The organism is Burkholderia sp. 9775_39 (genome assembly GCF_015712225.1).
Classification (GTDB): Bacteria; Pseudomonadota; Gammaproteobacteria; order Burkholderiales; family Burkholderiaceae; genus Burkholderia; species Burkholderia cenocepacia.
In genome coordinates, this window is sequence record NZ_JACCQC010000023.1 from 31,207 (window position 1) to 44,228 (window position 13,022).

12 protein-coding genes are annotated in these 13,022 nt (G+C 61.4%); all 12 read right to left on the reverse strand.

The annotated features are described in order from the left end of the window. Nucleotides 1–338 precede the first annotated feature (338 nt). Complete coding sequence (locus tag H0X90_RS26450; protein WP_196438257.1) at nt 339–2,060, reverse strand: ATP-dependent helicase; 1,722 nt, start codon at nt 2,058–2,060, stop codon at nt 339–341. Between the two features lie 17 nt (nt 2,061–2,077). Continuing rightward, nucleotides 2,078–2,971, reverse strand: a complete 894-nt coding sequence (locus H0X90_RS26455) for an ATPase (protein ID WP_196438258.1) — start codon at nt 2,969–2,971, stop codon at nt 2,078–2,080. A 357-nt stretch (nt 2,972–3,328) separates the two neighbouring features. Then, nucleotides 3,329–3,934, reverse strand: coding sequence for a DUF4400 domain-containing protein (locus H0X90_RS26460; protein WP_175977065.1), 606 nt, complete (start codon nt 3,932–3,934; stop codon nt 3,329–3,331). A gap of 209 nt (nt 3,935–4,143) precedes the next feature. Further along, nucleotides 4,144–4,659, reverse strand: coding sequence for a hypothetical protein (locus H0X90_RS26465; protein WP_196438259.1), 516 nt, complete (start codon nt 4,657–4,659; stop codon nt 4,144–4,146). Nucleotides 4,660–4,669: 10 nt separating this feature from the next. Beyond that, nucleotides 4,670–6,538 (reverse strand): conjugative transfer system coupling protein TraD, encoded by a 1,869-nt coding sequence (gene traD / locus H0X90_RS26470; protein WP_196438260.1) that lies wholly within the window; start codon nt 6,536–6,538, stop codon nt 4,670–4,672. After that, a complete protein-coding gene (locus H0X90_RS26475; RefSeq protein ID WP_196438261.1) occupies nt 6,535–7,866 on the reverse strand; it encodes a TraI domain-containing protein in 1,332 nt (443 codons plus the stop codon). The genes traD and H0X90_RS26475 overlap by 4 nt, the downstream gene beginning before the upstream one ends. Beyond that, a complete protein-coding gene (locus H0X90_RS26480; RefSeq protein ID WP_196438262.1) occupies nt 7,866–8,876 on the reverse strand; it encodes a type IV secretion system protein in 1,011 nt (336 codons plus the stop codon). Before H0X90_RS26480 ends, H0X90_RS26475 begins: the two co-directional genes overlap by 1 nt. Continuing rightward, nucleotides 8,873–9,613 (reverse strand): type VI secretion protein, encoded by a 741-nt coding sequence (locus tag H0X90_RS26485; protein ID WP_196438263.1) that lies wholly within the window; start codon nt 9,611–9,613, stop codon nt 8,873–8,875. The genes H0X90_RS26480 and H0X90_RS26485 overlap by 4 nt, the downstream gene beginning before the upstream one ends. Nucleotides 9,614–9,624: 11 nt before the next feature. Beyond that, complete coding sequence (locus H0X90_RS26490; RefSeq protein ID WP_196438264.1) at nt 9,625–9,837, reverse strand: hypothetical protein; 213 nt, start codon at nt 9,835–9,837, stop codon at nt 9,625–9,627. A 10-nt stretch (nt 9,838–9,847) separates the two neighbouring features. After that, nucleotides 9,848–12,325, reverse strand: a complete 2,478-nt coding sequence (locus tag H0X90_RS26495) for a VirB4 family type IV secretion system protein (RefSeq protein WP_196438265.1) — start codon at nt 12,323–12,325, stop codon at nt 9,848–9,850. Continuing rightward, entirely contained in the window at nt 12,322–12,633 is a 312-nt protein-coding gene (locus tag H0X90_RS26500; protein WP_196438266.1) for a VirB3 family type IV secretion system protein, read from the reverse strand. The genes H0X90_RS26495 and H0X90_RS26500 overlap by 4 nt, the downstream gene beginning before the upstream one ends. Next, a complete protein-coding gene (locus H0X90_RS26505; protein ID WP_196438267.1) occupies nt 12,626–13,006 on the reverse strand; it encodes a TrbC/VirB2 family protein in 381 nt (126 codons plus the stop codon). The genes H0X90_RS26500 and H0X90_RS26505 overlap by 8 nt, the downstream gene beginning before the upstream one ends. Nucleotides 13,007–13,022 lie beyond the last annotated feature (16 nt).

The following is a 13,022-nucleotide window of genomic DNA, read 5'->3' on the forward strand; positions in this document are numbered from 1 at the left end:
TGCGGTCAGCGGTCTAGCTTTCTTGTGGGGATCGCCTGGCAATCCCACGACGGAAGCGATTGGGACGGTCGTCCATTTCGTTGCCTACAGGCTAGCGGGGGGCAACGAAGGTGTCGCGGACATCTGGTTACTTCAAGCGCCGATCGCGGTCGTTACTTACCTACTGATCACCTCGGTCCCGCTCGTCATCGGCTGTTTAGCAATTGAAGTGTGGAGCCTTCGGCACGCGGTAGCCCAAACGAACAACGCAAAAACGACGACATAGAGCGTCAGATTCAGATCTTCGTCTTGGCAAACCAGAGCGCTCACTGGTTTGCTACCGCCCAAATCTGGCCGCCTCAGGCGGTCGATTTCTGTTCAATTCCGGACTCGATCACAAACCGCGACACCGCGTTCTTCTTGATCGACGAGATGGTGAGACTGTCGCGAGCCCGCGTCATCGCGACGTAGAACAAGCGCCGCTCCTCCGACTCCGGGCTCTTGTCGTCCGGCACCACGCCCTCCTCCGATCGGCTGATCCAGACGTGGTCGTACTCCAGCCCCTTCGAACTGTGCATCGTCGTCAGCACCAGGACGCCGTCGCCCGGCTTGTTGTTGTCCCGCTTCAAAAACTCAATGCGCTCGGTAAACGAGCCGTTGAGGCGGCTCACCACGTCGTAGATGCACTGGATCGCCCGGATCGCGACGTCGCCCTTGGCATACGTCATCATCCACTCGTAGACGCCTTCGAGCGCGAGCGAATGGAACGATCGCTGGCAAAGCGCTTGCCACTCGCCCAGTCGCTTCATGAAGGCCCGGTATGCTGTCGCGGTGTCCTCTCGCAGCCCGAGCCCGACCAGCTCCTGCTTTTGCAGCTGAACGAAAGCCGTGCCCATGCGTTTGTGCAACGCACCGAGGTCGTAGGAACTCATGCCCATGTAGCCCAAGACAGCGTCGATACCGTTCTGCTTATGGCCCTCGACAACCTGCAGCAGATTGCACATCAGCGCGGCCTGCGGCTTGTTGAGCACGGACCCGCCCGACGCTCTGTAGTACGGTACGCATTGCGATCGGCATACGGATTCGATCGGATCGAGGATCCGGTTGGTACGGGCGAGAATTGCGCAGCTCGCGCCGGCAGCCAGTTTCGGTTGAAGCGCCTCAACCGCGGCTACCGCGTCCTCGTACTCGTCGACGAATCGACGCGCCGCGACCGCGCCGCCGGCGCCGCGCGCCGCATGGAGGACCTTCGGCATCCGGTCGATGTTGTTCTGGATCACCCGATCCGCGGCCGCCAAGATCTCCGCCCGGCAGCGATAGTTGCTCCCGAGCACCACGCGTTGTGCCTCAAACGTGCTCGCGAAGGTCTCCATTCCCCGGAAACCCAGTGCGGCTCGGAACCCGTAAATGCTCTGGTCGTCGTCACCCACTACCGTAACGTGTGTGCCGGCGCGCGCGTGCAGCTCGACCCAACGGAACTGCAACGGGTCCGTATCCTGAAACTCATCGACGAGCAGGTCGGTGAACCGATAGGGTTTTATCTCCCCGCTCTGCATCCGCTCGACGGCGAGGCGCAACATATCCTGGAAGTCGATCTTGCCATTGCGTTCCAGCGCTTCCTGGTAGGCGGTATAGAGCGCGGCCTCGGCCGAACCCTCATCGGCCCGCCCGAAGTTCGTCTTGATCCGCTCGACGATCGGCACCGCCTCCTCGACCTTCCAGTCGAATCCCAGCTCCGCGAGCACCCGTCCGAGCATTCCCAGACGATCCCCGTCCGAAGCGATGTCCGGTCGACCGCGACCGGGCTGCTGGAGCTGTTTGTATGCGAGTGAGTGGAAGGTGCCGGCGATCAGGCGGCGTTTGGCATCTGGCGGCGCCAACGCAAGAATGCGCTCGCGCAGCTCGACGGCCGCGTCCTTGCTGAAGGTCACGGCACCCACCATCGCGGCCGGATCCTGCAGCCGCCAGGCGGCCTTCGTGGCACTCATCTTGGTCTTGCCCGCGCCCGGGCACGCGATCGCGAGGCAGTGGCGGCGCAGAAGTGCCACCTCGCGCTGTTGCGGATTCAACTCGTCGAGCATGGCACTGGCCTTCCAGATCAGCTACCGCGAACAGTATTCATCAGCTTCAGGTGGGTCGTGTAGCCGCGCAGGCCGACCGGATGGAACTTGCGCAAGAATCGTACGGTCTCATCGTCGACGTCGGACTGGTCACGAATGCCGTTCCAGACCAGGAAGTCGAAGTGATCCATCACCTGGTCGAATTTCAGTATCACGGAAAGCAGGCGCATCGAGAACCGCGAGTATGCTTCGACCTCGATATCGAGAGAGGGCTTCGTCACGGTGGGCTCGAATACCGTCTCGCCGCGCGCGCGCATCTCGGTTTCCGTTTTTTCCCGGAAACCCTTCGCCACGTCGAGCTGCTCGTTCACGTACCCTTCCAGTTGGTCCAGCTGCTTTTCGAACCACGTGCTGACGATCCCCTGCTCGTTCGCGCCGTAGGTCGCGCGGCCGAAGCGCTGCATGTTGATCGTCATCCGGTTCAGGTACGGCCACCATTGCTCGAAAAGCGGCTTCAGCCGCGTATGCTTCATCGTGACCCGAGCGGTCACGACGGCGGCGCCGGACAGCTGCTTGCTCATCAGTTCGCGCCCGATCTCGCGACGGCGCTGAACGATCCGTGCGCGCTGCTCAGGCGGCAGGTCGCGGAACAGCGTACGCGTGCGAGCGACTTCTTCCAGCTTGGTGACTGCTTCCTCGGCGCTGATCAGCCCTTCGCGCTGGAGGATGCCGGCCGATCGCTCCATCTCGTCGAGTTCGCGCTCAACATCTCCATCGTCCGCGCCGTCCGTTGTCTGCCGGACATCGTTCTCGGCCAGCTCTCCGGTCGCTGCCTGCACGCCGCTGCCCGGCAGTTCGCTTGCAGCTGCGTGGTCGGCCGCCACGTCCGCAGTTTCGGTGCCGACGTGCGCTTCTTCGTTGATCGTGCTCATGTGGATCCTTTCTGGTTGACTGACCGCACGTGCGGCTTGCGTCTATTCTTGCGGGCCTGTGCCGCGATACGCGCCCGAAACGTGAACGATTTCGCGCGCCTTTCGCAGCGTCCGGCCCAGCGCCGGACAAAAAAAAGCCCCCTCCGGGGGAGAGGGGGCAAGGCCGAAAGCTCTACGGGGAGTCGAGCTTTCCGAGGACCGAAGACCATGATTCATTGTGGCCCGGGCAGGCACACCGAATCGGTGGAAACGTCATCTGTTTCAATAGGCTTTTCTCGGCTCCGTAGACGAAGCGGCGCTCAACCGGTTGCGGGCATAAAGGCAAAAAGCTATACGAAATGCCGTAGCTTTCCGCGGTCATTGATACGACGATGCCGCTTTCCAGAGCAGCGCGCCCAGGCACGCCGCGATCGCGAGCCAATATGGCGCGAGGAGGGGAATTGGCGCGACAAGCACAGTGAACGTCACGCCGAACACCAGCAATATGCCGTGGCCGGCCAGGTGGAATGACAGCGGGCTGACGTAGCCGGCCGCCGCAGCCCTGACCTTGCGGCGCACTGTCCCGTCGATGAACATTGCAATCCCAAACACCAGCACACCCAGCAGCCAGTACTTCATCACGGTGAGCCGATACACCATGCGGTAAACGAGACGCCAGAAATTGTGGACCCACCGGCTGGCAAAGTTTGCCACTCCGCCATCCTCAATCTGGGACTCGCCCGTCGACTCGATCGATGCCTGCACCAGACCGGTCTCGATGAAGTAGTGCTTGAACGTTCGGTTTGTAGCCTCAATGGCATCCGCTGTCCGGACCTCGCCGAGGCTGTTGGCCACAGACGCGGCCTCTGCATCAGGGATCTCGAACAGCGACGGGTCGGGTACTGCCGGCATGAGTGCAACGGACAGAAGAGGCACGAAAAAGAACCACATTTTGATGTGCCCGACAAACCGGCTACCAGCCATAGAAGTCCCCGACAAGCGTGCCGACCAGGTAGATCGGCAACGCAATCAGACCGGACAGCCCCACGTAAAACCGGACAGGGCTCCTGCCAATGAAGGTCGCCAGCGCATACGCCATCGCGTTTCGGCCCCTCCGAAATTCCCCCGGAGGCTGAGCTGTCGGCTCATCTTGCGCAGCCGCAGTCGAGATCACTCGGCTCACGGTATGGTCATCAAGCCGCGTGAGCGTCCGAATCAGAAAATGTGTGAGCGACATCGTATTCCTCGAAGTAGAGTCTGAAGGTCTCACCGGTCAGCGCACGAGCGGCCAGCTGGAATGCGGCCGACTTCTGGCTGATGTTCTCCGGACACCGCTCGTCCACCATCTCCGGTGCCAGCTTGAACCGGGATTCGAACGCCGTTACCGGCTCGAACATCGGCGACCAGACATGGCAGCGATCGCCATCGCGCACGACAAAGCGGCGCGCATACAGCATGTGTGCCGACCCGAACAGGCCTTGCATGAACGCGACATGCGGATCGCCGGTCTTGCGCACGCGCTTGAAAGCTGCAAGGCCGTCCACGAACATCTCCTTGACGAGCGGCTCCGCCTTGCCGATGAAGTGCTCACCGACGAACTCTGCGACACGCGTACATACGAGCTCGAGCTCGGGCGCGAAGGTGAACACCGGTGTCAGGTGGGCGGAAAGTTTGTGCTCGCGAATGATTTTTTTGAATACGGCTGACATGCTTGGTTGTTTAGCCTGTAAGAATTGGAATACGTCCCTGGTACACCGCGCCGCCCGATATCCGCATGAAGTACTGCAGGTTCGGAAGGGTCTGTATCAGGCGGGTCGGAATCAACGGCACTGCCTCCAGCTGCTGCGACCGCGTCACCGAACCGGTGAACTCGCCGACGTGGCCTTCGCTGGCCTTGCTCGTACTGCTCGAGACGATCAGGTTGCGAATCGCGGTATCCCCCACCTTCTTCGAGAACCACTCAGCCGTGTCGGTGTCTTCCAAGCGTAAGATGATCTGATTGTTCAGGTTCCCCAAAACCTGCAGCATTTTGGCGGCATTCCCCAGCTTGGCCTCGAGGTCGGCACGGGTCTGGAACGCCACGAACGCCTTGAAGCCCGCGCCGCGGCCCTTGTTTAGGATCTGGATCACCTGCTCGTTGATCGCCTCCGCAATCTCGTCGATGATCAACACGACCTCAGGGGGCGTGTCGTAGAAGTTGTAGATCGAACCGCACACCGCCGAGACGTCGGCCAGGATCATCGACGCGATGGCCTTTGCGACAATGCTGTTGGACAGCGAATCGAGCCCAATGTGAAGGACGGCCTTCTGGCGAATCACCTTCTCGATCGTCCAGATCTCGCGTTCGTCCTCGAAGTCGTCGACCTTCGGCGCCAGCATCAGGCCGGTTTCCCCGGTGGCGAGCATCTGCAGCAGCGGCAGTGCCGACGCGATGATCCGCATGTAGTGCTCGCGGTCGTGCACGTGCGTCGCGATCAGGCCGTCGATCGCTTCGTGCCCCCGGTCGATTGCACCGAACCGAGCCTGGTAAAGCGAGATCATCGCGTCGACCTTGGTCGAGCCCGGCTTGTTCGCGAACTTGACCGTGTCGGCTGTTACCAGTTCCTCCCAGTCGGTCAGCCCGCTCTCGATGAAGAAGCGCTTGAGCGCCTTCTCGAGGAGCGGGTCAATCCCGAGCTGCGCATACTTCAGGATCGAGCGCAGGTTCGGCTTGTCGCCGATGTACAGTTCGCCGTTCACCGATCGGCTGATGAACAGGTAGGCGAAATCCCGGAATGGCCCTTCCTCCATCAGCTGCGCAATGCGGCTCGGAATTTCGGACGGCTGGGACCAGCTATCGAGCGGCTCGAGACGGATCGACTCGGACGGCTTGGCCTGATTGAAATAGAGGAACTTTCGACCAGTACGCTTGGCTTCGCGCTCGGTGCGTGCCTTCCACTCCTCGTCGTTCTTCGGATCGATGTCGATCAGCACGTCACCGCAGTGGATGACCTGCGTGGAGATGACTTCGTACGTCCGCGTCTTGCCGGAGCCAGTCGTGCCGCCGACCGCTGTATGGCCGCCCATCGCCTTGTAGTGGAACGGCACGTGGCCTTTCGCGGGCTCTAGGCCGTGAATCCACGATGCACCTTGCGGCGTCCGGTCCCGGATACTGTCCTTCGGCGCAAAGAGGTTCTCGATCATCTCCTCGAACGCGCGTCCGGCCTTCGTCTTGGGCAACCACTTCGGCAGCCCAGGAATCTCGGTGGTTGGCATCCGCAAAATGTCGTGGGCCATCTGACAGTGCTTTTGCGTCCATTCGAACCCGGTGCCGAGATACATCGCGTTCACTTCGGCACGCATGCGGGTCTGGATCGCGAGCAACGTGGGCACGGCCAGCGTCGTCAGCCATTTCGTCGACAACCCCATCCGAAACTTGAGCGCGCGCCAAACTTGCCCCGACCGGAACGCGAACAACACGAGAGCGACCAGCGCGAAGGCCCCGCCGTACGGCATGCCCGAGAGCGGCAGTGCAAAGAGTGCAATCAGCCAACCGAATGTCGCGCGTACCTCGTAGATCGGCCGAAAGTGGTTGATGTAGCCCCTCATGCGCCACGCTCCAGGATCAGTTCGCCAATGCGTCGCGCCAACGTCACCTCGGTCGGGTCATTGGCAAGAAGCAGGTTGCGCCTGCGCATATGCTCGATCAGCGTGTCGCTCGCGACGCCGTATCCGCCAATCGTGCGCTTCGGCACCACGAGCCCCTTTTCAGCCCACCGCACCTTGGCCTTGCCGCCGGCGACGTCCTGCTGCAGCGCTGCAAAAAAATCGGAAATCATCCGCGGAGCGCCCTTCAGGATTTCGTCAAATCGGTCCGCTGCCGGCGTGGCCGGCGCCGCAATCGGCTCGCGTCGAATCTCAGCGAGATTGAGCGCCGCTAGTGGCGGAAGCTCGAGCGCCATCTGCCGTTCATCGGGCCCCTTCGGTGACCCCTGCATTGACGGCGGCGGAACCGCACGCGGCGTCGCGCCTTCCGAGTCGGACGAGGGCGGCGATGCCTGGCCGGTCGAGGCGCTACCTCCAGCAACGGCGGCCGCCGTCGACGGATCCGCGGTCACGTGCTCGGCCGGTGCCGGCGCAGACGCAGGTGCGGCCGCCGGCGTCGCCGGCTCGACTTTAGGTTCTAGTTCGGCGGCCACATGGATCGCCGACGGGACCGCAAACGTCACGGGCTCAAATACCGCCCGTTGCGCCTTCCGGTCGAACTCTGCCGCAGTCGCGACCGCCTGCCGCACGACCTTGTGCGTTAGTGATTCGACACCGCCCGTCGGGCTCTGCGTGGGGTTGATCGCTCCGAAGATCTCCGCCTGCACCTCAGCATCGAGGCCGGACAGCAACTCCGTGCCAACCAACGCATGCGCCAACATGCCAGTGCGCATCCGTTCCACCGGTAGCGCCGTCGCCCGCCGCGCCATACGATAGCTCGCGCCCGCGAGCCACGGCCCGACCGCGCCGTGAACGGCCGGGTTCCAGACCTGGCAGTCCGTCGCTCGCTCCACGTCGAAGTGCCGGTACGGCTCGTCCAGTCCTGAACAAATCGCGGCAAGGAACACACCGAAGTTGTACTGCGGCTCGATGCGCCGCCGACGCTCCGACGTCAAGTTCGTGCCGAACTTCAGCCCGCCCGCCAGCCGCATGGCATAGAACGCCGTTTCTACCGTCCAGCGGAATGCACCGGAAGGCTCTCGGTACAGATCCGGGCCGAACGGCACGGACGAAAACCACTCCGCACAGCGCCGGATGAGCACCATCCACTTCCGATCGAACTCCGCGCGCGACGACTCGTTCGCGCATTGAGCGATCAGCTCGATACGCCGCTCGTTGCGGCTCACAAGCTCAGCCGCGTCGACCGGTGCAAAAAGTCGGGCGTCGCTCATCAAACCATGCCCTTCGTCGCGAGTTTCGTCAGGCTCTTGAACGCCGCACCGCTTGCGTTGGCACCGCCACCGAACATCGAGGCAAACTTCGGAATCTCGAAAGCGAGGATCAACACGAAGATCGAAAGGTCGAGCGTCAGCGAGCCCGAGTACGGCGTCGTCAGCCCCTTCGAGATCGTGTTCCCGAATGTCGTCGCAAGCGTGGTGGTCATCAGCCGCTGGAGAATCGCGGCAACAACCATGTACATGCCTGCGCCGATCGTGAAATCGAGCCAGCTCTTAAACCATCCGCGCGTAAACTCGGACATGCCGAGCGCGAAGGCGATCTTCCCCATCACGATCGCAACAGCCATCTGGATCGTGCCGAGCGAGATGTAGAACAGAAACACCAGCGACGCGACCATCAGAATGAACCACGCTGCCAGTAGCGGAATGAGGTTGATCACCAGAGCGACGTAGTTCCACCAGTGCTCTGCCTTGAGCGCTTCGTTGATCGCATCGAATATCGCCCCTGCCGACTTCACCATTGCCATCGGCAGAGATTGCGCGTCGGTCCCCGAGACGGCGATCGCCATGTCGTTGAACCACTTGTAGAATCCGGGCGCCCACGTACCGTAGGCGAGATAAACGGACGCGAAGATCCCGAGAATGGCGAGGTCTTCGAACACGCTGCCCCAAGCTGCCACGGGGTCCTTCGTCGCCGCGAAACGGAGAAATGCCACGGTAACGGTGATGATCGCAAGGCCGCCGGCCATCTTGTCCGAATCCTTGTCAAGCGACTTGCTGAGCGTCACTGCGAGATCGATCAGATCCTTCATCAGCTTCGTGATCTCTTCGATTGCGGCCATCGCGCCCTTCGCGACTTCACCCACAACGTAGCTCGAGCTCCAGCCCGTTGTCCCCAGCTGAGTCAGCGTATCCTGCAGCGCTGCCCGCGCTACCGTGGGCAGCACGACCGCGCCGAGCAGCAGACTGCCGAGCAGCAAGTGACGCATCATGCTGCGCTTCATTGCGAGTTGATCCCGTAGGCGGCTCGTTCAGCCTGTTGCTTGGAAATGAACTTCTCCGCGTCTGCGGCCTTTTCCTTGTCGTCCTCCGCCTGTTGCGCGTCCTTCTGAGCGTCCTTCTGCGCTTTGGCCGCATTGAGCTGGAGAATGTCCGCGTTCTGGCTGGTCACGATGTCGAGGTAGTGCGTCGTGATCTCCGCCGTCGCCTGCTGCGTCGGTGACATCGACAGCTGCGATTGCAGCTCCTGTCGCCGTTGCGCCATCTCGTTCGTGTGCTCCATGATGTTCGAGCCCATCTGGAACAGGTTCCGCGCGACTTTGTCGTTCTGTTGGTACAACGTGTTCATGTCGGAGAACCACTGCGCGTTTGACTTCCCCGACCGGCTGATCAGCCCCTGCACCTGGGTGACCCATTCACCACCCTTCTTCAGGTCGCCATAGAGCCCCTGTAGCGTGCCGACCAACCCCTTCACCTTGTTGATGTCCCCCGTGATCTGGTCATACGCCGCTTTCCATGCGGCCGGATTCAGGTTCTGCGCCTGCAGCAAGTCGTTCACCATCATCTGGTACTGATAGAGGATGTTGGTGTTCTGGTAGATCTCACCCTTGACGGCCTTCGCCGCCGAGATCACGTTCTGCGCGAAGTTCATCGGGTCAAACACTTCCAGCGCTGACGCGTGCTGAGCGGCGAAGAAAGAAGCCGCGAACGCCGCGGCGCGCAGAGTCGGCAAGAATTTCATCGGGAGACCTTTCAGTCGAGGGTTCGAAGTGCCGTACTGGCAGCGCACGGCGTGGTGGAAACGTCATGCCGCGATCTCGACAACGAGCGGGCCGGCTCGCCCCGATTCACGTGCAACCGGACACGGGTCGGCGTCCCAATGGCGATTCTGCCGATTTCGTCCGCGGTCAGGTCGAAGATGTCGCGGTAACGCGCGCGCTGGGTGGAGGTCAGTGTGATCTTCATCGGGTTCCTGTCAGTCGACGGTGGCCATTTCCTGCAGATAGTCCTCGCGCCAGGTCGGCGAGCCGGTCGCGAGATGCTTGTCGAGCGTGCGCTGCGCCGCGCCATCCGCGCGCAGGATCGCGAGTGCTTCCTTCGGAAACTTCGCCTGCAGCATCCGTGAGTGATCGGGCGTGACCCACAGGTAATCGCGGTTGGGAATGCCATCGCTGATCATGTCGATCTGGTCGTCGGTAAGCCCGAATACGTCGCGATAGAGACGCTTGTTGTTGCGCGCGTCACGGTTCGGCAGGAAGAAGAAGTTCTGGATGTTCTCCTTCAAGATCTCGAAGTTCGGCACGCGCTCGAGCTGGCTCAGCGACTGAGTCGCCATGACGAGCGTCCCGTTCAGCCCGCGAATCGTGACGGCCCACATCTCCAAGCGCGCATAGAAGCGCGGATACCGGAAGAAGAAGCCGCACTCCTCGACCTCGATGATCGTTACGCGCTTGCCATCCAGCCATTGCGAGATGCGGTAGAACGCGTAATCCATGAACAGCGCGGCGGCCACTGGATAGCTTTCGAACAGCTCGCCCATCTCGATCGCCAGGTCGTCGGACAGGGAGAACGCGTCTTCGACGTGGTCAAAGAATCGTCCGTTCTTCTCGCCTTTCGTCCAGATCTGAAGGCGCTCGCGCAGCTCTACAGGCAGCAGCGTGGTCAGGAACGACAGCGTCCAGAACTCCGGGCCATACCCCTCCGCGAGCGTGACGACGCGTTCGTAGATCGTTCGCTCCTGTTGCGGGGTGCAACGGAAATCCTCGCCGTCGCCCTCGATTGCCATTTGAACCCAGCCCGACACATAGGTGTAGTGCCGCGGGTCGACCAACATCGAGAGGGGATTGACCTGCGTCGCAGCCGCGAACTTGCCTGTTGCATCGACGAACTTGCCGTCGGCGAACATGGTCGGAATACGAGTCGAACGATTCTTGTCGAACTTGATCCGCCGCGGCGCGAAGCGCCCCGTCTGCGAAACCAGAAAATTGAGAAAGATCGTTTTGCCGGCGCCGATCGGGCCGACGATCAGCACGTGCGACTTCCCGCTCGGATCGTGCAACGTGATGCGCTGCAACGTCCGGTGGCGAGTCGGGAGCAGCGTGAGCGGGCCGACCTTTCGCCCTAGCTGCTGGGTGAGCCATTGGTTGACGTCGCTGCCTTCCGCCACGCCGCGCACCGGTGCAATGTCCGATACCACCGGGGTTTCAACGAACTGCAGACGCTTTTGCTGATCCCATCGACCAGGCAGCGTCGACGCCCAGGCTGCAGGCAGGTTGCGCTTCTCGATCAACACCCCGAAACCGGCATTGCCGATGCGGCCGACGATCTCGCGTGCGTTGTCGTCGCACTCGTCGATCGTGTTCCCATAGACCACTACCGAGATGTTCACGAAGCCGTACTGCTGCCCGTCCGCGATCAGGCGCGCAAGCGCGGTTTCCGCCTCTTCGGCCAGGATCTCACGGCCTTTCTCGTTCTCCATGCTTTCCTTCTTCTCATCCTTCGAGAAGAAGCTCTTCAGGATCTTCACAGGGCTAAACGCTGCGACCTTATAGAACTTGCGCATCTTCTCGATGTACGCCTGTGCTTTGCTGGTCGACAGGAATCGAAACATGACGCACATGTCGAACTCCGCGTCGACGTCGGCGAGCACGTCGAGTGCGGCCTCCTGGAACCCCATCCATTCCTTCACTGCGATGATCTTGGCGTACCGTGTCCCATAGGCGGATTCGAACATGATGTGCTCGGCACCGTATGTCACGAAGCTTTCCGTCAGGTGCGTATCGAGCATCGTTACGGGATAGCGCACACGCCGCGGAGGAACTGACGGATTGGCGGTCTGATGAAGGAATGCCAGCGCGTTCTGCAGCTGGAGCCGCTTCATCTTGAGGCGCGCTACCCCGCCCTTGAACGCGTCCAGGATCCCTTCGAAGCGCTTGATATCCGAGGTGATGCGCTCCATGTCGAACACGAATGCGCTGCGCGAAAACACCATATCCTTGATGGTCTCGAGCAACGCAATCGGGACCGACTTGCCACCCACGGTGATGTGATAGGCGATCTTCTCGAACAGCTTGTTGATCCCCGTCTCGGGCGTGTACGCGAGCGCAAGCGAGTGCGTGTTGCGGAAGTACTTTCCGCTCCCGACGCTCCGCTGATTGATCGCGTCGACCCGCTGATCCATCTCCGACGCGAACTGGCCTCCGATCTCGCCCCGAACACGTCGATGCGACATGCGCCACCACGCCGTGATACGGTGATCGAAGTTCTTGCAGGCGTGGTCGAGGTTGTCTCGCGCGGCCGAGATTTCGTCTGAATTGGGGCTATCCGCATCCACGCCCTCGAACGTGTACAGCGTCAGCAGCGACCCGTCCTTGTCCAGAATGACTTCGGGGGTCACCATCGTGGCCCACGGCGCGATTTCCTGAATCCCTCGTCGTTTCGGGTTCGCACTCACAGGGGGAGCTCCTGATCAAATCCATATGGCCGCCGAAATCGGGCGGCGAAATCGGCGGTAGGCAGCGGCTCGTGCACGTCCGGATACCGGTTGTAGACAACCAACACTTCCTTCCACCACGGATCGCTTGAAGACAGCCAGCGCAGCACCCAGTGCACTACGATGCCGATGACCAGATAGAGCGGCGACATGCTGCTGTAGCAGAGCAGCGTCGTCAGCGTGCCGTTGGCAATCGCCAGGCCGCGATCGGCGCCCCCCATCTGGCGCGGCAGCGAAAGCGACCGGCTGACTTTCTTCTGATCACGCACAGGTGTAGTTGATCTTCAGCTGGTTCTTGACGATAGGGAGCGCACACGACGCGACGCCCAAGCCAACAACGATGGTCGAGAGAAACTTCCCGAAGTTGCTTTCCGAATTCGAGATCATGACCGCGCCAACGATGATCATCACAATGCCGATTCCGAACAGCCACGGCCCACTAACGTAGGCCTGAATCAAACAAATAAAGTTGGACGCGTTGCCCAGATCCCCGAGATCGACCGCCTTCGCGGCCGGTGCGGCAAACGTCAGAAGTAGTGCGGTCAGAGTTGAGAGGCGCTGGCCCCGTCCGAAGAGGTAATGACTGGTATCCAGCACCTTTTTGCGGACCAGCGAACCCAACATTGCAATGTGCTTCTTCATCGATAAACCCCGTGTG

Excerpts from the sequence above, each read along its gene's own strand:
- H0X90_RS26450 (WP_196438257.1), bottom strand. The coding sequence starts at position 2,060 with ATGCTCGACGAGTTGAATCCGCAACAGCGCGAGGTGGCACTTCTGCGC.
- H0X90_RS26455 (WP_196438258.1), bottom strand. The coding sequence starts at position 2,971 with ATGAGCACGATCAACGAAGAAGCGCACGTCGGCACCGAAACTGCGGAC.
- H0X90_RS26460 (WP_175977065.1), bottom strand. The coding sequence starts at position 3,934 with ATGGCTGGTAGCCGGTTTGTCGGGCACATCAAAATGTGGTTCTTTTTC.
- H0X90_RS26465 (WP_196438259.1), bottom strand. The coding sequence starts at position 4,659 with ATGTCAGCCGTATTCAAAAAAATCATTCGCGAGCACAAACTTTCCGCC.
- traD (WP_196438260.1), bottom strand. The coding sequence starts at position 6,538 with ATGAGGGGCTACATCAACCACTTTCGGCCGATCTACGAGGTACGCGCG.
- H0X90_RS26475 (WP_196438261.1), bottom strand. The coding sequence starts at position 7,866 with ATGAGCGACGCCCGACTTTTTGCACCGGTCGACGCGGCTGAGCTTGTG.
- H0X90_RS26480 (WP_196438262.1), bottom strand. The coding sequence starts at position 8,876 with ATGAAGCGCAGCATGATGCGTCACTTGCTGCTCGGCAGTCTGCTGCTC.
- H0X90_RS26485 (WP_196438263.1), bottom strand. The coding sequence starts at position 9,613 with ATGAAATTCTTGCCGACTCTGCGCGCCGCGGCGTTCGCGGCTTCTTTC.
- H0X90_RS26490 (WP_196438264.1), bottom strand. The coding sequence starts at position 9,837 with ATGAAGATCACACTGACCTCCACCCAGCGCGCGCGTTACCGCGACATC.
- H0X90_RS26505 (WP_196438267.1), bottom strand. The coding sequence starts at position 13,006 with ATGAAGAAGCACATTGCAATGTTGGGTTCGCTGGTCCGCAAAAAGGTG.